Raw genomic sequence first — 22,229 nt, forward strand, 5'->3', positions numbered from 1 at the left:
GATTCAGGGTACCGCCGCGGTGCGTTGGGAGGGCTTTAAGCGGGACTTAAAGCCAACAGCGGGGCCACTCAACCAGAGCGGCCCCGCTGAATCAGCGAGCTTCAGAACTGCGCTGAACCTGTGCTTCAGACCTGCGCGGAAACACCGTCGCGGGAAATGTCCACCATGTCCTCGCGCGGCACAACCTTGATGCGCTCACGAGTAACCTCCACACCGTGCGAACCGCCGGCTTCGGTGGCTGCTGTGCCGAGGGCGAGCTCGTGGGCATCCAGTGCCAGCCAGCCTTCCCAGCTGGTGAACTTCACGTCGCGGGCCTCCAGGAGTTCCACCACTGCGTCGGCTTCGGGAACCTCGGCGAGCGGCAGGTTTTCCCGGTCCTCGAGCAGGTAGGTGACCGTTTCCAGGGCGTCACCCTTGGTGTGGCCGATGAGGCCCACAGGACCACGCTTGATCCAACCCGTGGCGTAGAGGCCCGGAACGTGCTGGCCGTCAGCGTCCAACACGCGGCCGCCGTCGTTGGTGATGACGCCCTTCTTGTGGTCGAACTCGACGTCCGGCAGGGCGGAACCGAAGTAGCCGATGGCGCGGTACACGGCCTGGACCGGGTAGTCGATGAACTCGCCGGTGCCGCGGGCGTTGCCCGTGCCGTCCAGCTCGGTGCGCTCGAACTTGATGCCGGCAACCTTGCCCGGAGTTTCCGGGGAATCGACAATCTCCACCGGGCTGTGCAGGAAGTGCAGGTGGAGGCGGCGGGAAGCCGTGAGCTCGGAGAGGTCCTCGGGCTGCTCGGCGATCCAGTTGGTGAGCGTTCCAACCATGGTCTTGGTCTGGTTGTTCGTCTGGATCTGGCGGTCGGACTCTTCGTCGAACTCGAAGTCTTCGGCGTAGAGGATGATGTCCACGTCCTTGGAGTGCGACAGTTCACGCAGCTCCAGCGGGGTGAACTTCACCTGCGCCGGGCCGCGGCGGCCGAAGACGTGGACATCCGTGACCGGGGAGTTCTTCAGGCCGGCGTAGACGTTGTCCGGGATTTCGGTGACCAGGAGGTCATCGGCGTGCTTGGAAAGGACACGGGCCACGTCCAGGGCCACGTTGCCGTTCCCGAGGACGGCGATTTCCTTGGCGTCCAGCGGCCATTCGCGGGGAACGTCCGGGTGGCCGTCGTACCAGGAAACGAAGTCGGCGCCGCCGAACGAGCCCTCCAGCTCGATGCCCGGGATATTCAGGTCCGCGTCCTTGATGGCGCCCGTGGCGAAGATGACGGCGTCGTAGTGCTTGCGCAGGTCCTCGATGGAGAGGTCAGTGCCGTAGTCAACGTTGCCGAAGAAGCGGATGTCGCCGCGGTCCAGCACCTTGTGGAGGGCATTGACGATGCCCTTGATGCGGGGGTGGTCCGGTGCAACGCCGTAGCGGATGAGGCCGTACGGGGCGGGGTAACGGTCAAAGAGGTCAATGCTGACGTTGAGTTCGCCGCTCTTGACGGCCTCGCTCTTGGTCAGGATGTCAGCTGCGTACACGCCGGCCGGGCCGGAGCCGATGACGGCGACGCGAAGCGGACGGTCCGCAGAACCTACGGGGGTGCTAATTGACACGGCTGTGTTCCTTCTTCTCTGTCCACCCAACTGAGTCGCAATTGTGCGCGTTTTGAGGGCTCAAAACGTGCTTAAGTGCTACCTGGTTGGGCCGGGGGCTAGTTGGTGCGGACGCGGGGACGGTTGGGGGTAATGGTGCTGTAGTCAGCGGTCTTGAAATGTTCCGGGGCGAAGGGGCTGACGCGGACAACATCGCCGATGACAATGACCGCTGGATTAGCCACGCCCACGGCTTCCGCTTGGTCGGCGATGGTACCCAGCGTGCCGATCGTGACGCGCTGTTCCGGCAAATAGCCCTTTTCTACGATACCTACTGGAGTGTCCAAAGGCAGACCCGAGGCAGCCAGCGCCGCCGCAGAATCACGCAATTGCGCCACTCCCATGAGCAACACCACAGTATGGTCCGGGCGTGCGGGGACTTCGGACAGCTCTTCATGACCGGTCACGACGCTGAAGCCCTTGGCCAGTCCGCGGTGCGTGACCGGAATACCGGCGGCAGCGGGAACGGAGATCGCGGAGGTTACGCCGGACACCACTTCAACCCCGACGCCGTTCTGCCGGCAGAATTCTGCTTCCTCACCGCCGCGCCCCAGGACATAGGGGTCACCGCCTTTGAGGCGGACCACCCGGTTGCCCTTCAAGGCCTCCTCGACGAGGATGCGGTTGATCTCCAACTGTGGAACCGGATGGTGGCCCGGTGTTTTGCCGACCTCAATAATGCGGACGTCGGGGGCAAGCTCCTTCAGCAGCTCGCGCGGTCCAAGACGATCAGCAACCACGACGTCGGCCTGGCCCAGGAGGCGCCGACCGCGGACTGTGATGAGTCCCGAGTCGCCAGGTCCGCCTCCAATCAGGGCTACGGAACCCTTGTCTTCGGGCTTGCGGTGGCGGCGCAGGGGAAGATCGCCCGTTTCCAAGGCGGTGGCAACGGCGTCGCGCAGGGCCATTGCACGGCGCGGGTCTCCCCCGGCGTTGATGGCGATCTTGACGTCGTCCACCTCGGCCACGGCCGGGGTCCATGCAGCGGAAGCTTCGTGGTCGGAAGCGTTGACGCACCAAATGCGCTGCGCCTCGGCGTCGGCGGCTACCCGGGTGTCCACAGCGGCAGTCCCCGTTGCAGTCTGAACGAACCAGACGCCGTCGAGGTCTTCAGTGCGGTACTCGCGGGGCTCCCAAGCGAGCAGCCCGGAATCCACCAGGGCGCGGAGTTTTTCGGAGGCAACGGGAGCGACCACCGTAACTTTCGCGCCGGCGTCGAGCAGTCCCTTGGCGCGGCGTGCCGCGACGGGCCCGCCGCCCACAACCAGCACCGGGCGGCCGAGAAGGCGCAGCGCGGTGGGGTAGATGTCCTGTATTGCCATGAAAAAACTGTAGGGCGGCGCCGTAACACGCTTCAAAGGCCCGGACACACCCGGTAACGCTGGGTAATGCGGCGTCACAAACAGCGTCCTAGAACACCGACCAGCCGGTACGGGTAGTGAATTCATCCAGTGCAGCCACACCTGCCACTGAGTTCCCGGACCTCCCCAGGCCTGGGCTCCACACACTGATTGCACACTTGTTGGGAACCACGGCCACGATGCCGCCGCCGACGCCGCTCTTGCCCGGCAGGCCGACGCGGTAAGCGAACTCACCCGCCGCGTCATAGGTACCGCACGTCAGCATGACCGCATTGACCCGTTTGGTCTGGGCCGGCGAGAGCACCAGCGTTCCGTCGGCGCCAAGTCCATTGGATGCCAGGAAGTGGGCCAAGGAAGCGTTCCTGTGTCCCCTGCCGAGCTCGGATGCCGCCACGCGGTGGTCCGTATCTACCGAGGCGTTCCCGGATTCCCGCCGCATCAGCTCCCGCACTGCTCCTGCAGCGTTCCCGGTCAGGCTCAGCAACCTGTCCGTGACGACAATGGCTCCCGCGTTGATGAACGGGTTGCGGGGTATGCCGTTCCCGCTCTCGAGCTGAACAAGTGAATTGAAGGGGTTGCCGGACGGCTCACGGAAAACGCGCTTCCAAATGCCATCGCCGTCGTTGGATAGCACCAAGGCCAGGGCAAAGACCTTGGAGATGCTTTGGATGGAGAACTCCACATGGGCATCCCCGGCTGAGAAGACCTCACCTTCCCTGGTGACCAGTGAGATCCCGAACTGGTTCGGTTCCACTGCGCCGAGCTGAGGGCTGCCTTGGTCAGCCCCCTCCTCATTGAAGGGGCATACAGATGCGCCTGAGGTATTCCCTCGGGAGCGCACAGCCAGCAACTCTACCGGCGTTCAGGGCTAAGCCCCCATGACCGCAGGCGTCCAGCCGATAGCAGGCGCAATGTGCTTGGCGACATTGCTCAGGAGCTTGGCGTTGTATTCCACACCCAGCTGGTTTGGAACCGTGAGCAGCAGGGTGTCGGCGGACTGCACCGCAGCGTCCTGGGCGAGCTCTTCCGCCAGTTGCTCCGGTTCGCCGATGTAGCTCTTGCCAAAGCGGGACAACGCACCGTCCAGAATGCCCACCTGATCTTCGCGGTCCGCCTGTGCACGGAGCCCGAAGTAGTGGTTGTCCTCGGCGTCAACGATGGGGATCACGCTGCGGCTCACAGAGACCCGCGGTTCGAAGTCGTGGCCGGCGGAAGCCCAGGCCTCGCGGAACATCCGGATCTGTTCGGCCTGGAGTTGGTCGAAGGGAACACCCGTATCTTCGGTCAGCAGTGTTGAGCTCATCAGGTTCATGCCCTGTTCCGCCGCCCAGACCGCCGTCTTGCGCGTGCCGGCGCCCCACCATATCCGCTGCGGAAGCCCGGGCGACTGTGGCTGGATGGGCAACAGCCCGGTGGCTCCCCCGGCGTAGTGCGGATCCGCTTGGGCTACCCCGTGTCCTGCGATGGCCTTGTGGAACAATGCCGTATGCCGCCGCGCCATGTCACCGCTGTCTTCGCCGTCGGCCGGGACATAGCCAAAATTGGCGGCACCGTTGAGGGCGGGCTCGGGTGAACCGCGGCTCACTCCGAGCTGCAGGCGGCCGTCGCTGATGAGGTCCGCGGCGGCAGCCTCCTCGGCCATGTAAAGAGGGTTCTCGTAGCGCATATCAATCACCCCGGTGCCGATCTCGATCCGGCTGGTGCGTGCCGCAATGGCGCTCAGGAGCGGGAAGGGCGAGGCCTGCTGCCGGGCGAAGTGGTGCACTCGGAAGAAAGCGCCGTCGATGCCTGCCTCCTCGGCGGCGACCGCGAGTTCAATTCCCTGCTTCAGCGCCTCGCCTGCGGTGGGAACACGGGAACCCGGTACGCGGGCCCAGTGGCCGAAGGAGAGGAACCCGATCCGTTTCTTGTGCATGTCGAGCACAACGCCGGGCTGCGCCTGGTCATTCCACCCAGCCCGCGCCCCGTCCCTTTATCACATAACGCCCCCTTTTTCCCATCCCTCTCTCACATAACGCCCCCTTTATCGCATCCCTCTCTCACCAGGTGATTGAGGAAAGCCGGGAAGGGGTTGGTATGTGATAGAGCGTGTGGCCCTTTTCGAGAGCGGCATTACTCAGCGACCGGCGGAGGATCCTCCCCGTTGGCGATGGCTTCGATCCAGTCCACCGCGCCGTCGGTCAGGTGGGGTCCGTCTGTTGAGTCGCCGGCCCACCACCCGGGTTCCGTGGCGCCTCCTGTTGCGGACATGATCTCGCTGGTCACCAGCGGGGTCAGGGGTTCCCCGTCGTGCGCGATCAGCCAGTTTCGGGTTGCGGGGCTGACCCGGGGCCACCAATCATGGATTTTCACTCAATCAGTGTCCTGCCCGGGACGTACTGGGTAAAGAGCCGCGTAGTCACCGTTCGGCTTTGGGCTCCTCGCTGCCCCAGCGTCCCAGTGCCACGATTGCCTCGCGCAAGGCAAGTCCGCGATCGGTCAGCGCGTAGGCCCGGGTGTTGTGCCGAAGCGGCAGGCGCAGTAATACTCCGGCCGCTTCGAGCTCGCGCAGGCGGGTAGCGAGAATGTTCGTCGGTATTCCAAGATCGCGCTGCAGGTCCCCGTAACGTTGCGGCCCGTCGAGCAGCCGCTCCACGATGAGCAGGGCCCACCGTGCTCCAACAAGTTCCAGCGCCCCGGCCAGATCGCTCACTCAGTCGTATCGGCGTCGGGCTTCATCCAAAACGGCGAGTAGTGGTAGCCGTCAGGGTCATCAAACTGGCGCTGGTACATGAACGGGTAGTCGTCAGTGTCACCGATCCGCCCGCCGGCGGCGCGGGCGCGCTCGACCAACTCGTCGACTGCTTCACGGCTGCCAAGGTCGAACGAGACCGTGACCTTGGAAGGCGTCCCGGGTCCGCCGATCAGTTCCTCGGAGCCGCCGACGCTGGCGTACATTTCGCGGCTGCCGAGCATGACGTATTGCTCCGGCGCAATCGCGAAGCATGACACGTTGTGGTCCGACATCTCGGGGTTAAAGGTCCAGCCAAGGGCGGTGTAAAAGGCAGTTGCGCGCTCGACGTCTTCGACGGGGCAGGTGATGAAGAGGCTCATGCGGCCCATACTTGCAAAATGCAAGTAAGGCGTCAAGAGTGGAAAGGCCAGTGCCTGGGGGCCGGGGGGCTAGAATCAGCCAATGGGGCTCCTAACCTTCAGCATGAATGTCACTCTGGACGGTTGCATCGACCACCGGGAGGGCATCGCGGATGACGAAACTCATGCCTACTTCACCCGGCTTCTCGAAGAGAACGGCGCCATGCTCTGGGGCCGAACCACCTACGAATTGATGGAGGCCTACTGGCCTGCGGTCGCCCGGGGCGAAGTGGAGGCTCCCCCGGCCATCCGGGATTGGGCCGTCACGCTGGAAGGCAAGCCGAAGTACGTCGTCTCGGCAACACGCACCGACTTCCCATGGACCAACAGCCACCAACTGACCGGCGAACTACAAGGGGCCGTGCAGGAACTTAAGGACCGGACTCCCGACGGCGTGCTGGTCGGCAGCTGCAAACTCGCCACTGAGCTGGACCGGCTGGACCTGATAGATGAGTACAGATTCCTGCTTCAACCTATGATCACCGGCCACGGTCCAACCCTCTTCCAGGACGGATTGCCCGGAACCCGCCGCCTCGAATTGGTCTCGGCGGAGCCGCTCAGCAACGGAGTTGTCGCCCTGCACTACCGTCGGTCTGCTTAGGTTGACGCACGACGGCGGCGGAAGGCTCGGCGGGAAGGGTCGGCGCCGCAACCGTTTCCTCCGGTCGCACCCGTAACCTCGGGGGCGACCGGCGCGAACTGGTGCGCTCCCCGCGAAGAAGGGGTGCGTCGAGCTGGAACGGGAGCATCCGGCGCAAATGGACGCGGCAGAGCTCAACGGGCGGGAAGTGACAGAGGAACACCCCACAACCCGCGGGAAGTGACAGAGGGATGCCCCGAAACCCGCGGGACGTGACAGAGGGACGCCCCACACGCCGCGGAGGCGCGGTATAGCTACCGGGAGCTGCCGGCCAGGAGCCCCCGGCGCTGCAGGAGGCGCTTCTCGATGGGCCCGAAGACCAGGAGCTCGATCAGGATTCCCACGAACAGGATCAGCAGGATCGCGGACATCACCACGGTCATGTCGGACAACACCCGGCCCTGGTCCAGCAAAGAGCCAAGCCCGAAGCCGATGGTGCCCCCAACAGCGATGATCTCAGCGGCCATGAGGGAACGCCACGAGAACGCCCACCCCTGCTTCAAACCACCGATGTAGCCCGGGAGAGCCGCCGGAAGGACGATCTGCAATGCCATCTGCAGGCGGTTGGCACCCAGCACGGTTCCGACGCTGCGGTACTGCGGCGGGATCTGGTCCACACCGGAGATCAGCCCGTTGATGATGGACGGGATCGCGCCCATGAACACCACGAAGTACACCGTTGCGTCAGTGAGGCCGAACCAGATGATGGCTGCCGGAACCCACGCCACGGACGGCAGTACCTGCAGGCCGGAAATGAGGGGGCCGAAAGCGCGGCGCAAAGGAGCTACCTGCGCGAGGATCAGCCCCACCGGAGTAGCAATGACAACCGAGATGAGGAACCCGACAACACCGCGCTGCAATGACGTCCATACCGATTCCTGGAGCTTGCCGTCCCCCCACAGCGTGAGGAACTGGTTGAAGACGTCCACGGGTCCGGGAACCAGGTCCCGCCGCTTGAACTCCAGCGAAACGTAGAACTGCCAGGCGAGGATGAGGAACACGAGGGCAGCGACGGGAAGGAGGACGCGCTTCCAGTCGATTCCTGCCTTGCGGGAGGTGTCCGACTGGAGGTTGTCCAGGCCGGCTTCGAGGTCCCGGAGTTCCGAGGGGTTCCCTTTGAGGGACGGGGACGTGATGTGGTTGGAATCAGTCACGGGGAGGGTCCGCTCTTCAGTGGTCTGGTTACTTGGCATGGCGGCGGATCTCCTCGCGAAGTCGTCGGGTAATGACGCCGGTCAGCTCCCCGGCCCGGCCGGCGTCGGTGCGGTGTTCTTCAGTGACGGCCCATTCAGCAACAACCCGGCCCGGCCGCGAGGACAGGAGAAGGACGCGCTGCCCCAGGCGTACGGCTTCGCGGACGTTGTGCGTGACGAAGATGATGGTCCGGCCGGTTTCCTTCCAGATACGCTCCAGCTCGTCGTGGAGGAGGTCGCGGGTAATCGCATCGAGGGCGGCGAACGGCTCATCCATCAGCAATACCTGCCGGTCCTGTGCCAGTGAGCGTGCCAGAGCAACCCGTTGCCGCATGCCACCGGACAGCTCGTGCGGCCGCTTGTCCCCGGCACCACCCAGGTGCACCAACTCAAGGAGCTCGGTGGCGCGGGCTCGCCGGCTGGCTTTGCTGGAAGACTTGTCCGCCAACTGCAGCGCGAGTTCTATGTTGCCGCGGGCGGTCAGCCACGGAAACAGCGCCGAGTCCTGGAACATGAAGGCCGCGCCGTCGCTGGGGACCTCCAAAGCGCCCGACGTCGGATGCTCCAGGCCCGCGATGATGTTCAGCAGGGTGGACTTTCCGCAGCCGGACGCACCGAGGAGGGCGACGAACTCGCCTTGGGCGATGGTGGCGTTGACGTCATCCAGGACGGGAGCCCCGTCGCCGAAGCGTTTGCCCAGGTTCTCCAGTACTACTGGCATGGTCCCGTCCTTCGTTTGTTGCTGTGGTGGATGTAGCTGAAGCCGGCCCGCTCCCTGTGTGCGGGAGCGAACCGGCCTGGTGGCGCTTAGTCTTGTCCGAGTCCGGCGGCGGAGGTTTTCTTACCCTCCACCTCGTTCAGGGCGCGGAGATCGAAGATGCCGTTGATGTCGGCTTCCTTGGTGGTGCCGGCCTTGACCCCGTCATCGAGGAGCTTCTTGTAGGTACCGGCCAGGGGGTCGGTGGTGAACTTGATGTTCTGCAGGGCCCGGGTGATCACGTTCGCCGGAAGCGGCTTGCCCGCGGTGTCCTTGAGGACTGCGTTGATGGTGGACGCCTTCTCTTCGGCTGAGGCGGTGTTCAACCAGTTCACGGATTCGACGTGGCCCTTCAACAAAGCCTTGACCGTCTCCGGGTGCTCAGCCGCGAACTTCTTGTTCACGATCAGGATGGTGGTGGTGAAGTCGCCCTTCTCCCACAGGTCCTTCTCGTCAACCAGGACCTTCGCCCCGGCTTCGAGCACCAGACGGGAGGCCCACGGCTCAGGCAACCACGCGCCGTCGAGCTTTCCATCCTGGAAGAGCTTCAGGGACTGGGCGTTCTCGGTGGGGTTGATGTTGACGTCGCCGCTGCCGTCAGTGTTGGTCTTGAAGCCCTGGTCCAGCAACCAGGCGCGCAGTGCGACGTCCTGCGTTCCGCCAAGCTGCGGGGACGCAAGGATCTTGCCCTTGAGGTCCGCGGCGGAGTTGATCTCCGGTTTGACCACCAGCTGCGCGCCGCCGGCTGCGGCTCCCGCGATGATGCTGACGGATTCGCCGTTGCTCTTGACGAACGAGTTGATGGCGGGGTTCGGACCGATGTAGGTGGCGTCGATCGCGCCGGCGTTGAGTGCCTCGATCGCTGCGGGTCCGGCGTTGAAGACCTGGGTGCTGAGCTTGGTCTCGCCGAGTTCCTTGGCGATGATGCCCTTGCTGGTACCTACCAGTGCCGGGGCGTGGGTGACGTTGCTGAAGTAGCCGAGCTTAAGTTCTGCGGCGGGCGTCGCGGAGGGAACGGGTGCGGCCTGGTTGTTGTTCGAAACAACGGATGCCACGGCAGCACCTGCGCCGATCAGCAGGACGAGGCCGGCAGCCAATCCGATTTCCAGCACACGGCGGCGCTTCGCTTTGGGCTGCTTTTGTCCCGCAACAATACGTTTGGTGCCGGACGTCGGTTTCTGTGACTCAGGGGTGTTAGCCATTGGGTGGGGTCCTTGGAAGTTTTGGGGATGCGGTTCGGGGCGAAGATCGGGCCCCTAACATCGCCCGTCGAAGGCAAGGAAGGACCGTTCCGAAGTGGTCATGAGTTCACAGTAGGGACAGTGATATTTCCGCTTCAATCCCGTAGAAATCAAGGTTCATGAAGGTTCACGTGACGTCATATTGGCGGCAAGGCGTGCGATGTCGCGCGGGGTTGTGCGGCAGCACCCACCTATGAGACGCGCCCCTTGTTCCCGCCAATCAGATGCGTTCCCGGCCAAGGTCAGCGCCTGGGCACCGCCCTCAGCCGGTCCCCAGGTTTTGGTCACGGCGTCGTAGACCTCGCCCGAATTCGGGTACGCCACCAGCGGAGAACCGGTTGCTTTGCGAAGGCTTCCGAGTGCGGCCGTCACCAAATCCAGCGGTACGCAGTTAAGTCCGACGGCGGCAACGCGCGGTTCCGCGCGGAGCAGCGCAGCCACATCCGCAAGAGGCGTTCCGTCACTGATGCGGGCGCTGTCCCGCAGCGTGAACGTAAACCAGGCTTCGACGTCGAACTCCACCACCAAGTCCAGCAGCGCCTCAGCCTCGGCCAACGACGGCAACGTCTCGCACGCCAGGAAATCCACCCCGGCTTCAACCAGGGCAGCGATCCGTGCCCGGTGAAAATCCCGGAATTCCGCGGCGGAGAGCGTGTAATCGCCGCGGTACTCCGAACCATCGGCCAGGTATGCACCGTAGGGTCCCACCGAGCCGGCGACCAGCAAAGGTCGGGAACCGGGGTTGGCTGCGAGGTACTCCTGCCGGGCCTCATCGGCCAGACGGACGCTCCGCGCTACGAGTTCGATTGACTCCTCCACCGACAAGCCCCGCTGGGCAAACCCCTGTGGTGTCGCCTGGTAGCTGGCCGTGATCGCCACGGAGGCACCGGCGTCGAAGTAATCGCGGTGGACCTGCTTGATCAGGTGGGGCTGTTCGAACAGGACCTTGGCGGACCAGAGAGCGTCCTCCAGGTCGCAGCCGTGGGCCTCCAATTCGGTGGCCAGGGCGCCGTCCAGTATCAGGTTCCCACCGGCGGCCAACAGCGTGCTGAGGGTGGTGTTTTCCGGCATGCGTACTCCCGCAATAGAAAACCGCAGCTTGTCCGGGGACTCCCGCCGTACGGCGTGGGGTTCCGCGAACAAGCTGCGGTTTTGTGACTGTGTGTGTCCCTAGATGACGTAACGTTCGTCTTCGTGGTCGCCCGGGTGGTCCTTGACCAGGCCGGCGGCAAGGGTGTTGCCGTCGATGGGGTCGATCACCAGGAACGCGCCCGTGCGCCTGTGGTGGAGGTAGTTCTCCAAGGGCAGCGCAGCGGCGAGACGCAACTGGGCGTGGCCGATGTCGTTGAGTTCCAGGCTCGACGCCGGTTCCACCTTGAACGTGGCGAGGTCCAGCTTCCCGGACACCGTACGGACCAAGGCCTGCACCGTGCGGGTGCCGTGCTTGACGAGGACCTTCTGGCCTTCGCGCAGCGGCTTGGGCGAGAGCCAGCACAGGGACGAATAGAGATCTGCGGAGGCTTCGCGAACCGTGCCTGCCGCGGCAATGGTGTCGCCGCGGGCGACGTCCAGTTCGTCGGCCAGGCGAAGGGCAACGGACTGCGGGGCAGCTGCTTCCTCCAAGGACCGGCCGGCAAAGTCGATCCCCACAACCGTGGTGGTCCGCGGTTCGTGGCCGGGAGTCAGGACGGTGACTTCGTCGCCCACCTTGACCGAACCTTCGGTGATCTGGCCGGCGTAGGCGCGGTAGTCCCGGTATGCCTCGACGTCCAGCCCGGCAGCCACGGCGTCCGGTGCCAGCGCACCCTGCGGACGGATGACCAGCTGCACGGGAAAGCGGAAGCTCTCCAGTTCGGCTTCGAGTTCATCGGCGGCAGGAAGAGTCTCGAGGACCTCCAGCAACGCAGGTCCGTTGTACCAGGGCGTGCGCTCCGAGCGGTCCACGACGTTGTCGCCGTCGAGCGCCGACACGGGCACCACAAGCAGGTCGGAGACGCCGTCGGAACCAAGGCCGAGTTCCTGGGCTACCTTGCGGACGTCGGCCTCTATGTCACGGAACACCTGCTCGCTGAAGTCCACCAGGTCGATCTTGTTGACGGCCACGATTACGTGCGCCACGCGCAGCAACTGCAGCACGGACAGGTGCCGGCGGGTCTGCTCCAGGACACCCTTGCGGGCGTCGATGAGTACGACGACGGCATCCGCAGTGGACGCGCCCGTCACCGTGTTCTTGGTGTACTGAACGTGGCCGGGGCAGTCCGCGAGGATGAAGCTGCGGCGGTCGGTGGCGAAGTAGCGGTAGGCAACGTCGATGGTGATGCCCTGCTCACGCTCGGCACGCAGGCCGTCCGTCAGGAGGGCCAGGTCGATGCCGCCCTTGTCCCCGCCGAAGCCGCGGTCCGCGGAGGTGCGGGCAACGGCGTCGAGCTGGTCGGCAAGGATCGCCTTGGAATCGTGGAGGAGGCGGCCCACCAAAGTGGACTTGCCGTCGTCGACCGATCCGGCAGTGGCGAAACGGAAGAGCGTTGACGGCAGTGGAGCGGACTCCAGGCCGTCTGTGGCGGCGATGAGGGATGCTGTTTCGGTGCTCATTTAGAAGTAGCCGTCCTTCTTGCGGTCTTCCATGGCTGCCTCGGAGATGCGGTCATCTGCGCGGGTGGCGCCACGTTCGGTCAGGGTGGAGGCAGCGACTTCAACAACGACGTCGGCCACGGTGAACGCGTCGGACTCGACGGCACCTGTGCAGGACATGTCGCCCACCGTGCGGTAACGGACCGTCTTGGTGATGACTTCCTCGTGCGGGAGCGGCTGGGAAACTTCACCGACTGCGCGCCACATGCCGTCGCGGGCGAAGACCTCGCGCTCGTGGGCGTAGTACAGGCCGGGGAGCTCGATGTTCTCGCGTTCGATGTAGCGCCAGATGTCCAGTTCGGTCCAGTTGCTGATGGGGAACGCGCGCACGTGCTGGCCCACGGTGTGGCGGCCGTTGTACAGGTTCCACAGCTCGGGACGCTGGTTGCGCGGATCCCACTGGCCGAACTCGTCACGCAGGCTCAGGATGCGTTCCTTGGCCCGGGCCTTGTCCTCGTCGCGGCGTCCGCCACCGAACACGGCGTCGAACTTGTTCTTCTGGATGGCGTCCAGCAGCGGAACGGTCTGCAGCGGGTTGCGGGTTCCATCAGCACGCTCGGCCAATTCGCCGCGGTCAATGAACTCCTGCACGGAACCGACCACGAGCTTCAGGCCCAGGCGCTCCACGGTACGGTCCCGGAAGTCGAGGACCTCCGGGAAGTTGTGGCCCGTATCCACGTGCAGCACGGGGAAAGGAACCTTGCCCGGCCAGAACGCCTTGGTGGCCAGGTGCAGCATGACCACGGAGTCCTTGCCGCCGGAGAACAGCAGGGCAGGCTTCTCGAACTCGGCCACGACCTCGCGAATGATATGAATCGCTTCCGATTCAAGGGTGTCCAGGCTGCTCAACCGCTCCGACTGCAGAGCCGTAGCAGCAGATGCCGCCCCGGGAGTGGCATCGGGCCTGTCGTAGCCGCGCGCATCGTCCGCAGGACGGATGCCGCGCGGCGAAGGGGCGGGGGCGGCATCTGCTGCGTAGGCGTCCGTTGTTGCGTAAGTGCTCATGTGTGTAGTCCGCATTCTGTCTTGTCGGATCCTGCCCAGCGGCCTGCGCGGGGGTCTTCGCCCGGGGCCACTTTGCGGGTGCAGGGCTGGCAGCCGATGGACGGGTAGCCTTGGCTCAGGAGGGGGTTAACGGGAAGGATGTTGTCCTCGGAGTACTCCACCAACTGATCGAAGCTCCAGTCGACCATCGGGTTCACCTTGACAAGGCCGAAGCCTTCGTCCCAGGTGACCACCGGGGTGTTGGTGCGGGTGGGTCCTTCGTCGCGGCGGACACCGGTGAACCACACTTCGTAGCCTGCCAACGAACGGCGGAGGGGCTGGACCTTGCGGAGCGAGCAGCACTGGCCGGGATCGCGGGCGAAGAGGTCCTTGCCAAGCAAAGTGTCCTGCTCTTCCACGGTGTGTTCCGGGAGCACGTCCACCACGTTGACGCGCAGGTTGGCGGCAACCTCGGCCCGGGTCTGGTAGGTCTCCTTGAAGTGGTAGCCGGTCTCCAGGAACAAGACGTCGACGCCGGGCAGTTGGTCTGCGACCAAAGCCGGAAGAACGGCGTCGGCCATGGAGCAGGCAACCCTGATGGCCGGCAGCTCGAAGTTCCGCGCAACCCAGGCGATGACGTCGGCAGATGAAGGGTTCCAACCAAGCTCTGCGGCGCCGGCTTCGGCCAGTGCCTTGAGCTCTTCGTTGGAGCGCTTGAGGGCCAAGGTCATTGCAGGTCTCCTTCGTCGGCGGAGTGGGCCCACTCGGCGAAGGTCTGGCCCTCGGCGCCGACGGCGACGAACTTACGGACCACACGCTCCACGTAGTCGGGCAGGTCATCGACCGTGACCTTGAGGCCGCGGACGGTACGGCCCAAGCCGGCTTCCTCACGCTCGTTGTTGGCCAGCCCGCCACCGAGGTGGACCTGGAAACCCGGGGTGGGGTCGCCGTCGGGCGTTGGCAGCATCATGCCCTTGAGGCCGATGTCAGCGGTCTGGATGCGGGCGCACGAGTTCGGGCAGCCGTTGATGTGGAGGGACAGTGCCTGCGGCAGCTGCTTGGTCTCCACGAGGTCGGCCAGGCGGCGTTCCAGCTCGGCGATGGCGGTAGCGGCGGTGACCTTGGTTTCCACGATGGCCAGCTTGCAGAACTCGATGCCCGTGCAGGCGATGGTGCCGCGGCGGAACACGGAGGGACGCGCGGAGAGGCCCAGTGTGTCCAGTTCAGCGATCAGCGGCTCCACCTGCTCCTTGGTGACGTCCAGGATCACCAGCTTCTGGTGCGGAGTGGTGCGCAGTCGGTACGTGCCGTGCTGCTCCAGGTTGTCAGCCAGCTTGACCAACGATTCACCGGACATGCGGCCAACCGTGGGCGTGACGCCGATGAAGAACTTTCCGTCCTTCTGCTCGTGTACGCCGATGTGGTCGCCGGGTGCGCTCGGCTTGGGCGCAGCCGGGCCGTCCGGGAGCTTGAAGCCGAGGTATTCGTCTTCGAGGATCTGGCGGAACTTGGCAGGGCCCCAGTCATTCAAGAGGAACTTAAGGCGGGCCTTGGTGCGCATGCGGCGGTAGCCGTAGTCCCGGAAGATGCTGGTGACGCCCAGCCACACTTCGGCTGCAACATCAGCAGAAACGAACACTCCCAAGCGCTCAGCCAGGCGCGGGTTGGTGGAAAGGCCGCCGCCAACCCAAAGGTCGTAACCGGCGCCCAGCTCAGGGTGGACGACGCCAACCAGGGCGAAGTCGTTGATCTCGTGGACCACGTCCTGGGACGGGTGGCCCGTGATGGCCGTCTTGTATTTGCGCGGCAGGTTGGCCAGTTCCGGGTCGCCGATGAAGCGCTCGGAGAGTTCGTGGATCAGCGGTGTGGGGTCGATGATCTCGTCTTTGGCGATTCCGGCCACCGGGGAACCCAGGATGACGCGCGGAACGTCGCCGCAAGCCTCAGTCGTGGAAAGGCCAACGGACTCCAGGCGACGCCAGATTTCCGGGACGTCCTCCACGCGGATCCAGTGGAGCTGGATGTTCTGGCGGTCAGTGAGATCGGCCGAGCCGCGGGCAAAGTCCACAGAGATCTGGCCGATGATGCGCAGTTGCTCGGTTGTCAGGGCACCGCCGTCGATGCGCACGCGCAACATGAAGTACTTGTCTTCGAGCTCGTGCGGTTCCAGCGTTGCCGTCTTGCCGCCGTCGATCCCGGGCTTGCGCTGCGTGTAGAGGCCCCACCAACGGAAGCGGCCGTGGAGGTCCGTGCCGTCGATCGAGTCGAAGCCTTCTTTGGCGTAGACAGACTCAATGCGCTCACGGACGTTCAGCCCGTTGTCTTCCTGCTTCCAGGTTTCGTTGGCGTTGAGGGGCGTGGTGCCGTCAACCTTCCACTGACCGTGGGGCTTGGCGGCAGGGCGGGTGCGTGCTGGGCGCGAGGGGACTGCGGCGTCCGCGGGCGCACCGGCTACAGCTGTATCTGTCATATTTCGAGGTTAGGGGTGGCCCGATTTCGCCAGCAAAGGTCGGGAAATGTTGAGTCACCTAAGGAAACACTTCGTCATGAACACCGCTGCGGCCTTGTCCAAGAGGGGTTCCTGTGCAGGTTCGCTCTGCCCGCCGCGGGAGGGCTTCAGCGGTCTGCCAGCACCGCGTCGTACCGTTCCAGCGCAATCTCGGCCAGGACCGGCGACGGCAGCAAAGGAGCAGTCACAACATCGGCGCCGGCCTTGAACAACTGGTCGTGGAAATACCCGGTTGCCAGCAAGTAGGACGCGATGAACACTCGGCCACCGTCCTGCGCGAGTTCGGCACGCAAAGAGGCGACGCCGTCGGGCACGTTCGGTTCTGCGCTGGCGCCATAGGCCACCCGGACTTTGTTCGGCAGCAGTTCAGCCAGCAGGCGCGCCTGCTCTTCCGAGTCCACCGACCCATCCGGAAGTGACGATCCAGCGGCAGCCAGCAGGACGCCGTCGCGGTCCTGCAGACCCGCCGCGCGCAGGTGCTTGGCCAACAGTTCGGCCAGCCGGGGGTCCGGACCCAGCGGCCTGGCGGCCACTACTTCGGGACGGCTCTTGATCGCTTTGGGGACGTCCACCTTGATATGGAAACCGGTGGAGAGCAAAAGAGGCACGACGACGGCGGCCGTCCCCTCGGGCAGGCCCTCCACCACCCCGGATAGCTCCGGATCCTGGACGTCGACGTACGCCTCAAGGACCTGCAGCCCCGGACGCAGATCTTCGATTTCAGCCATGACTTTGCGGATGGCTGCCTGCCCTTCTGCGTTGCGGGTTCCATGGGCACAGGCGATCAAGACGGGGCTGTTCATGGGAGCTAGCGTAACGTTGAGCCAGCACCTGTTGAGAAGCCCGCTCAAGAAAGAACCCGTTCAGTTGATTTCCATTGACATTGTTCTTCTCTGGCTCGACCTCGTGGGCGTGTTCTTCTTCGCCGTCTCCGGGTCGCTGCTGGCGGCGCGGAAACAGTTCGACGTGCTCGGTTCGGTGTTGCTCGCCTCCATTGCGGCCCTGGGCGGCGGCGTCATCCGCGACGTCATTCTCAACACCGCTCCCCCTGTCGCTTTCACCAACCCCGCCTATCTGGCCCCGCCCCTGCTGGCTGCCGGTCTGGTCTATTTCCTTTTCTCCTCGGTCCAACGCTTCACGTCGCTGCTGATACTGTTCGACGCCGCCGGGCTGGGTTTGTTTTGCATCACCGGAACGTTGAAGGCCATCACTGCGGGCATGAACCCGGTGACCTGCATCCTTTTGGGGGTGACCACGGCGGTGGGAGGCGGGCTCCTGCGCGACATCACCGCCAACGAGATCCCCACCCTGTTCGACAACCGCGATATCTACGCCTTACCCGCGTTTGTCGGGGCTGGTTTGACCACCTTGGCCTGGCACCTCGGCGTCTTCAGCGGGCTGATCGCCGGCGTGATTGCCGCCGTCGTTTTTGCCTTCCGGGTGACGGCCTGGCGACGCGGCTGGTACGTGCCGCTGGCGGTCCGCGGATGGCACCGCGCGGGGGCCGGATCCGGCGGAAATTCCGGGGTCCGGGATTAGCTAGGATGGGAGCATGACTGACATGTTCCTCGAGAAGTTCCGCGCGCTGGTCCCAAAGTATCTCGAGGATGAATGGCAGGAAGAAGACGGCCTGACGCCTGAGGAATTGGACGACGCCCTGTCCGAGCACTCCTTCACCATCCCCTTGGTCCTCCGCGAGTTCTACCTTGCCTTGGGTGGCTGCGAAGACCTCATGGAGGCCTACCACTACTTCTGGGACCCCGAGGAACTGGAAGTTGATGACGAGGGCTTCCTCATGTTCCTTGAGGACGAGGACGAACAATTCACCTGGGGCTTCCGCGTGGCCGACCTCGGCATCCCGGACCCCATCGTCTACCGCCGCAACAACGCCCGCGGCCAGTGGAAGAGCGAGGAAGGCACCTTCTCCGAGTTCGTCTTCGACATGTTCGATTGGGCCTTCAACGACGAAGACTAGGGCTTCCCTCTTCCCGGCCCCCGGCCCCCGGCCCCCGCGCAGCCTTTGTGGTTGGCGGGGGCTGTCTTTTGTTTGGCTTTGCTTGGCGGGTTGCCGGTTTGCCGGGGGCGGCGGGCCGCCACGACCCACTTTGAGCCGCGATGCCCAGCGACACGCCGTCCCAAGCGGGTTTCGGGGAGCCCGCCGTTCCAAAGTTGGTGGTGGCGGCACGCAGTCGGGGCCTTATTGCGGGGCCCTCGCGTCTGGTTTTGATCACGACGGCGGCGGCCCAGCAATGTAGCGGAAGGGGCCGAAGCGACCTGCTTCCCTGTTCGCCAGCACCTCAAGGACTTCGTCCACCATCCGCTGCGGGTGATAGACCACGTCCGCGTAGTAATAGTGCAAGCTGAGTCGTCCGCCCCGGATGGAGGCGTTGTCCCGGTAATGGTCTTTTTTGACCTGCTTCGCCTCGAAATGTGTCTCGCCGTCCAATTCGACGATCAGGCAATCCTCGATCAAGCAGTCAACTTCACCCACGCCGGGGACATCCACATGCATCTGAACCTCAAGGCCGGCCCGTGTGAAGTGTGTGTGGGCCAGCACTTCCAGAAGCGAGTCCGCCCTTGGCAGAACCAGATCCACTATGGCCCTCAGCCGTCCGTTCCTATTGCCAGGCAGTTTGCTCCGAAGAAAGTCCGGTCCCAGCAGTGCTTGGCTGACGGCACCTTGCACCATGACCAAGGCTTCGAGCTCCGGCCGGCACCTCAGTGCATGGAGCAGTACATCGGCGACTCCAGCCACCGGCAGATAGGGATGATCCGGATGGATGCACTCTCCGTGGTGAACTATGCGGCGACGGGCCAACCCCGTACCGCAGCTGAGATGCAGGTCCGCGACATCATGAAGGGTCCAGAGCCCGTAGAAGCGGGCCGCCGAAACGCACGTCAGCTTACCGTTGGCACGGAACGCAGCCACAACGTCCGGATCGGCGCCCTTGGACACGTACACACCGCGGTGCAGTCCGGCGACCCGGCCGGATCCGACTGCCTTGGCCAAGGCTCGACGGCTGAAGCCAGCGATGTACAGGGTAGTCGCAACCCCATGTCGGCTGCGGAGAAAATCGACGATGTCCATATGGCCATGGTCAGGTCCGCCGAAGGAGCCTAGCGGGCACAAAGTGGGCTATGTGGATAACCCTCCCGGTCCGCAGTCGGGGCACTGAGTTTGGGGTCTGTAAACCGCTGCACACCTGGGAAAAAATCATTGACCATCTAAGTTGCAAATATGACAGGGTTGTCATAAGCTATTCACGGATCCACTAAATGCCTCCGGTGGGTCTGATGCGAACGGAGATTGTGGTCCCGGTTCGGTGCAGCGTATGACTCGTAACGTTGCAGCGAGCCGGGGCCATTCCGTTTAAGAGCTCAGTAACCCGACTCGGAATTCAGCAATCCGATGGGGAGCTCAGTGTTCCATGAGGAACTCGATGTTCCGAAGGATGCGTGCCGCCGCCACCCACTTTGAACCCGCAAATGCAGGACACGCCGCATAAACGGGGCCTAGCATTCCTATCTGCAGCCAAAGTTGGTCGTGGCGGCCCGCCCCAACCCAGCCAGCCGGCCCAGCCCGTCCACACCACACCCCACCCCAGCCCAGCAGCCCCAGCATCCCTGCCAACAAAAAGGCAGGCACCCTCCCCCATAAGGGTCAGGTGCCTGCCGGGAACACAAAAAAACCTAGCTGCTACGGTCCACCACGGCGTGCGCAAAGTTGGTCAGGGACGCTTTCACAACACCCTCCGGCAGCGGCGCCAGGGCGGCGATGGCTTGGTCGGACCAGTCGCGGGCGATCTTCCAGGACTCCGCAGTGACAGGGTGTTCGCGCAGGCCGGCAACCGCGTCGGCCAAGGCGGCGTCGGAAGACAGGTCACCGTCCACCAGTTCCAGCAGGGCGCTGGCCGAGGCATCGCCGGCTGCAGCATCACGACGCAGCAGCAGGACAGGCAACGTGGGCACGCCTTCCCGGAGGTCGGTGCCCGGGGACTTTCCGGACTTGACCTTCACGCCGGTGACATCGATGACGTCGTCGGCCAACTGGAAGGCAACGCCAACCTTCTCGCCGTATTCCACCAGCACATCTTCAAACGCAGCGTCAGCGCCGGCGAAGATCGCCCCGAGCTGCCCCGACGCGGCAACAAGCGAGCCGGTCTTGTCTGCGATGACGGAGAGGTAATGCTCAACGGCGTCCTCGTCCTCGCGGGGACCAACGGTTTCGTGGAGCTGGCCGAGGCACAGGCGTTCGAAGGTGCGGGCCTGGATACCAAGTGCACGCGAACCCAGCTCGGAAACCAGGATTGATGCACGGGCGAAGATGAGGTCGCCGGTGAGGATGGCCACGGAGTTGCCCCATACTTCGTGGGCCGTGGGGGCACCCCGCCGGAAGGGTGCGGAGTCCATGACGTCGTCGTGGTACAGGGTGGCCAGGTGGGTCAATTCAACTACGACGGCGGCCTGGACCACTTCGGGGCGCGAAGCATCGCCGAGATGCGCGCACAGCAGGGTCAACAAGGGGCGGATGCGCTTGCCGCCCGCTTCCACCAGGTGGCGCGACGTCGCGTCAGCCAAGGGATCGGAATTGGAGATGGCCTCGCGAAGCTTCTTCTCAACCCGGGCAAGGTTGGTGGTGATGGCGGGCCCCAGCTCGGGATCACCTGCGATGGCGGCAAAACCTGCGGGCAGCTGGAGTCCGGTGGCGATCGCGGTGGTGTTGGGAGCGGGCTCAACAGTCTGCGGCAAGCCGTGCCCGGCATGCGTCCAGCTGTGTTCGGCAGAGTTCGTCACGGATTAACCCTAACTAGTTGGTGCGGAAACCGCGGTGTCAGACCCTGCCGCCTTGCGAGCAAGGGCAGGTGAAGTGTTGGATGTCGGCGGAACAAGCATTTCGAGCACCCGGATCACACGGTCCTCGAAACCCTTCGCCGACGAGTCAGTCAGGTTTGCCAGCAGGCGAACCACAAAGCGCATCAGCACAGGAATGGGCATGCCCGTGCGCAGGGCCAGCTTCATCACGGCAGGCTTGCCGATCAGGAAGGCAAACGCCCTTCCGAGCGTGAAGTGCGAACCCCACTGGTCCCGGACGTAGTCCGCGTACCGCGACAGGTGCGCGTCGGCGTCGTGCGTTGACCAAGCAGCAGAAGCGGAACGGGACGAACAATCCACCAGGAACCCGGCGGCGAACCGCGCCGACTCCATGGCGTAGGAAATGCCCTCACCGTTGAAGGGGGAAACCATTCCGCCGGCGTCCCCCAGCAGGAGCAGGCCGGGCGAGTAGTGCGGGGTGCGGTTGAAGCCCATGGGCAGCGCGGCACCGCGGATCTCCCCCACTTGGTTCTCCGGGGTGAAGCCCCACTCGGCAGGCATCCCGGCGGTCCATTCGCGCAGGACCTGCTTGTAGTCGAGCTTGCCGAATTCCTTGGACGAATTCAGGATCCCGAGGCCCACGTTGGACGTGCCGTCGCCGACGCCAAAGACCCAGCCGTACCCGGGCAGCGGCTTTCCGGACTTGCCGGGCAGCTCCAGCCACCCTTCCATCCAGTCGTCGTCATGGCGCGGCGAGGTGAAATAGGTGCGCACGGCCACGCCCAAGGGCCGGTCGTCGCGCTTGTGCATTCCAAGGGACACTGCGGTCCGCGTCGAGTTGCCGTCCGCGGCCAGTACGACGTCGGCAAGGAAGTCGCGCGTCTCACCCGTCTTCCGTCCGGACTCGTCCAGGACGGCGGCGCGCGCGCCGATAACCCGGCCGTCGTCGTCCTGCAGTGCGCTGGTGACGCTGTGGCGTTCAAGCACGACGGCGCCCGCGGACTCCGCGTGCCGGGCGAGGGATTCGTCGAAGCCCAGCCGGGTACGGATCAGGCCGTAGGTGGGGAAATCGGAGACCTCGGGCCAGGGCAGCTCGATGGTGCGGCCGCCGGCAATGAGTCGAAGGCCCTTGTTCCGCCGCCAACCGGCGTCCTCGGAATGCGGGAGTCCCAGCTTCTGGATCTCACGGACAGCGCGCGGCGTGAGCCCGTCGCCGCACACCTTTTCCCGGGGGAAAGCCGTTTTTTCGAGCACCGTGACGTCGATGCCTGCCTGGGCGAGGTAATACGCGGCGGTGGACCCGGCGGGACCCGCGCCAACTATGAGTACTTTCACGTT

General features: G+C 64.5%; 21 protein-coding genes and 1 pseudogene. 3 read left to right on the forward strand and 19 right to left on the reverse strand.

Going from position 1 to position 22,229, the window contains the following annotated elements; all coding sequences use genetic code 11:
* Positions 1-125 precede the first annotated feature (125 nt).
* The 7 genes and pseudogenes from RI444_RS16715 to RI444_RS16745 all read right to left on the reverse strand — a co-directional run bounded on the left by RI444_RS16715 (position 126) and on the right by RI444_RS16745 (position 6,085).
* Positions 126-1,592 (reverse strand): FAD-dependent oxidoreductase, encoded by a 1,467-nt coding sequence (locus RI444_RS16715; protein WP_192551576.1) that lies wholly within the window; start codon positions 1,590-1,592, stop codon positions 126-128.
* Between the two features lie 98 nt (positions 1,593-1,690).
* Positions 1,691-2,953 carry a uroporphyrinogen-III C-methyltransferase gene (cobA, locus tag RI444_RS16720; RefSeq protein WP_021472300.1) on the reverse strand — a complete coding sequence of 421 codons (1,263 nt, stop codon included), beginning with the start codon at positions 2,951-2,953 and terminating at the stop codon, positions 1,691-1,693.
* Between the two features lie 88 nt (positions 2,954-3,041).
* A pseudogene (locus RI444_RS16725) lies at positions 3,042-3,761 on the reverse strand (glutaminase); the annotation flags it as partial.
* A gap of 99 nt (positions 3,762-3,860) precedes the next feature.
* Positions 3,861-4,907: an LLM class flavin-dependent oxidoreductase gene (locus RI444_RS16730; protein ID WP_207605645.1), complete on the reverse strand. Its 1,047-nt coding sequence runs from the start codon at positions 4,905-4,907 to the stop codon at positions 3,861-3,863.
* Between the two features lie 197 nt (positions 4,908-5,104).
* Positions 5,105-5,344, reverse strand: a complete 240-nt coding sequence (locus tag RI444_RS16735; protein ID WP_207605644.1) for a hypothetical protein — start codon at positions 5,342-5,344, stop codon at positions 5,105-5,107.
* A gap of 46 nt (positions 5,345-5,390) precedes the next feature.
* Positions 5,391-5,684 carry a winged helix-turn-helix transcriptional regulator gene (locus tag RI444_RS16740; protein ID WP_069695826.1) on the reverse strand — a complete coding sequence of 98 codons (294 nt, stop codon included), beginning with the start codon at positions 5,682-5,684 and terminating at the stop codon, positions 5,391-5,393.
* Positions 5,681-6,085 carry a VOC family protein gene (locus tag RI444_RS16745; protein WP_031216522.1) on the reverse strand — a complete coding sequence of 135 codons (405 nt, stop codon included), beginning with the start codon at positions 6,083-6,085 and terminating at the stop codon, positions 5,681-5,683. The genes RI444_RS16740 and RI444_RS16745 overlap by 4 nt, the downstream gene beginning before the upstream one ends.
* An 82-nt stretch (positions 6,086-6,167) precedes the next feature.
* Between RI444_RS16745 and RI444_RS16750 the strand changes: the two genes are divergently transcribed.
* On the forward strand, positions 6,168-6,725 hold the full coding sequence (locus RI444_RS16750) for a dihydrofolate reductase family protein (protein ID WP_207605643.1): 558 nt from the start codon (positions 6,168-6,170) through the stop codon (positions 6,723-6,725).
* Positions 6,726-7,018: 293 nt separating this feature from the next.
* Here RI444_RS16750 and RI444_RS16755 read toward each other — a convergent pair whose 3' ends face one another.
* From RI444_RS16755 to RI444_RS16795, 9 genes are all read right to left on the reverse strand, one after another.
* Positions 7,019-7,957, reverse strand: a complete 939-nt coding sequence (locus tag RI444_RS16755; RefSeq protein WP_021472293.1) for an ABC transporter permease subunit — start codon at positions 7,955-7,957, stop codon at positions 7,019-7,021.
* Positions 7,947-8,678, reverse strand: coding sequence for an ABC transporter ATP-binding protein (locus RI444_RS16760; protein ID WP_021472292.1), 732 nt, complete (start codon positions 8,676-8,678; stop codon positions 7,947-7,949). The genes RI444_RS16755 and RI444_RS16760 overlap by 11 nt, the downstream gene beginning before the upstream one ends.
* An 86-nt stretch (positions 8,679-8,764) precedes the next feature.
* The gene (locus RI444_RS16765; RefSeq protein WP_069695827.1) at positions 8,765-9,916 is read right to left on the reverse strand and encodes an ABC transporter substrate-binding protein; all 1,152 of its coding nucleotides are present in this window, start codon (positions 9,914-9,916) and stop codon (positions 8,765-8,767) included.
* Positions 9,917-10,072: 156 nt separating this feature from the next.
* Positions 10,073-11,026, reverse strand: coding sequence for a homocysteine S-methyltransferase (gene mmuM / locus RI444_RS16770; protein ID WP_207605642.1), 954 nt, complete (start codon positions 11,024-11,026; stop codon positions 10,073-10,075).
* Between the two features lie 99 nt (positions 11,027-11,125).
* Positions 11,126-12,547 carry a sulfate adenylyltransferase subunit 1 gene (locus RI444_RS16775; RefSeq protein WP_062097632.1) on the reverse strand — a complete coding sequence of 474 codons (1,422 nt, stop codon included), beginning with the start codon at positions 12,545-12,547 and terminating at the stop codon, positions 11,126-11,128.
* Positions 12,548-13,591 (reverse strand): sulfate adenylyltransferase subunit CysD, encoded by a 1,044-nt coding sequence (gene cysD, locus RI444_RS16780; RefSeq protein WP_242703223.1) that lies wholly within the window; start codon positions 13,589-13,591, stop codon positions 12,548-12,550.
* The gene (locus RI444_RS16785; protein WP_207605641.1) at positions 13,588-14,301 is read right to left on the reverse strand and encodes a phosphoadenylyl-sulfate reductase; all 714 of its coding nucleotides are present in this window, start codon (positions 14,299-14,301) and stop codon (positions 13,588-13,590) included. The genes cysD and RI444_RS16785 overlap by 4 nt, the downstream gene beginning before the upstream one ends.
* On the reverse strand, positions 14,298-16,040 hold the full coding sequence (locus tag RI444_RS16790; protein WP_207605640.1) for a nitrite/sulfite reductase: 1,743 nt from the start codon (positions 16,038-16,040) through the stop codon (positions 14,298-14,300). The genes RI444_RS16785 and RI444_RS16790 overlap by 4 nt, the downstream gene beginning before the upstream one ends.
* A gap of 146 nt (positions 16,041-16,186) precedes the next feature.
* The gene (locus tag RI444_RS16795; RefSeq protein WP_207605639.1) at positions 16,187-16,882 is read right to left on the reverse strand and encodes a sirohydrochlorin chelatase; all 696 of its coding nucleotides are present in this window, start codon (positions 16,880-16,882) and stop codon (positions 16,187-16,189) included.
* A 64-nt stretch (positions 16,883-16,946) separates the two neighbouring features.
* Between RI444_RS16795 and RI444_RS16800 the strand changes: the two genes are divergently transcribed.
* A complete protein-coding gene (locus RI444_RS16800) occupies positions 16,947-17,618 on the forward strand; it encodes a trimeric intracellular cation channel family protein (RefSeq protein WP_069695831.1) in 672 nt (223 codons plus the stop codon).
* A gap of 13 nt (positions 17,619-17,631) precedes the next feature.
* The gene (locus RI444_RS16805; RefSeq protein ID WP_021472283.1) at positions 17,632-18,054 is read left to right on the forward strand and encodes a hypothetical protein; all 423 of its coding nucleotides are present in this window, start codon (positions 17,632-17,634) and stop codon (positions 18,052-18,054) included.
* Positions 18,055-18,306: 252 nt separating this feature from the next.
* On the opposite strand, the gene RI444_RS16810 is transcribed toward RI444_RS16805, so the two are convergent.
* The 3 genes from RI444_RS16810 to RI444_RS16820 form a co-directional block, all read right to left on the reverse strand.
* On the reverse strand, positions 18,307-19,167 hold the full coding sequence (locus RI444_RS16810) for a hypothetical protein (RefSeq protein ID WP_207605638.1): 861 nt from the start codon (positions 19,165-19,167) through the stop codon (positions 18,307-18,309).
* 602 nt (positions 19,168-19,769) lie between these two features.
* Positions 19,770-20,873: a polyprenyl synthetase family protein gene (locus tag RI444_RS16815; RefSeq protein WP_069695833.1), complete on the reverse strand. Its 1,104-nt coding sequence runs from the start codon at positions 20,871-20,873 to the stop codon at positions 19,770-19,772.
* Positions 20,874-20,882: 9 nt separating this feature from the next.
* Positions 20,883-22,226 (reverse strand): geranylgeranyl reductase family protein, encoded by a 1,344-nt coding sequence (locus RI444_RS16820; RefSeq protein WP_179011820.1) that lies wholly within the window; start codon positions 22,224-22,226, stop codon positions 20,883-20,885.
* Between the last annotated feature and the right edge of the window lie 3 nt (positions 22,227-22,229).

It is taken from the genome of Paenarthrobacter sp. AT5 (assembly GCF_032764245.1).
GTDB lineage: Bacteria > Actinomycetota > Actinomycetes > Actinomycetales > Micrococcaceae > Arthrobacter > Arthrobacter ureafaciens.

Coding starts and splice junctions, on each gene's coding strand:
- RI444_RS16745 (WP_031216522.1), bottom strand. CDS start 6,085: ATGAGCCTCTTCATCACCTGCCCCGTCGAAGACGTCGAGCGCGCAACT.
- RI444_RS16795 (WP_207605639.1), bottom strand. CDS start 16,882: ATGAACAGCCCCGTCTTGATCGCCTGTGCCCATGGAACCCGCAACGCA.
- RI444_RS16775 (WP_062097632.1), bottom strand. CDS start 12,547: ATGAGCACCGAAACAGCATCCCTCATCGCCGCCACAGACGGCCTGGAG.
- RI444_RS16730 (WP_207605645.1), bottom strand. CDS start 4,907: ATGCACAAGAAACGGATCGGGTTCCTCTCCTTCGGCCACTGGGCCCGC.
- cobA (WP_021472300.1), bottom strand. CDS start 2,953: ATGGCAATACAGGACATCTACCCCACCGCGCTGCGCCTTCTCGGCCGC.
- RI444_RS16810 (WP_207605638.1), bottom strand. CDS start 19,167: ATGGACATCGTCGATTTTCTCCGCAGCCGACATGGGGTTGCGACTACC.
- cysD (WP_242703223.1), bottom strand. CDS start 13,591: ATGAGCACTTACGCAACAACGGACGCCTACGCAGCAGATGCCGCCCCC.
- RI444_RS16805 (WP_021472283.1), top strand. CDS start 17,632: ATGACTGACATGTTCCTCGAGAAGTTCCGCGCGCTGGTCCCAAAGTAT.
- RI444_RS16755 (WP_021472293.1), bottom strand. CDS start 7,957: ATGCCAAGTAACCAGACCACTGAAGAGCGGACCCTCCCCGTGACTGAT.
- RI444_RS16790 (WP_207605640.1), bottom strand. CDS start 16,040: ATGACAGATACAGCTGTAGCCGGTGCGCCCGCGGACGCCGCAGTCCCC.
- RI444_RS16785 (WP_207605641.1), bottom strand. CDS start 14,301: ATGACCTTGGCCCTCAAGCGCTCCAACGAAGAGCTCAAGGCACTGGCC.
- RI444_RS16760 (WP_021472292.1), bottom strand. CDS start 8,678: ATGCCAGTAGTACTGGAGAACCTGGGCAAACGCTTCGGCGACGGGGCT.
- RI444_RS16765 (WP_069695827.1), bottom strand. CDS start 9,916: ATGGCTAACACCCCTGAGTCACAGAAACCGACGTCCGGCACCAAACGT.
- RI444_RS16750 (WP_207605643.1), top strand. CDS start 6,168: ATGGGGCTCCTAACCTTCAGCATGAATGTCACTCTGGACGGTTGCATC.
- mmuM (WP_207605642.1), bottom strand. CDS start 11,026: ATGCCGGAAAACACCACCCTCAGCACGCTGTTGGCCGCCGGTGGGAAC.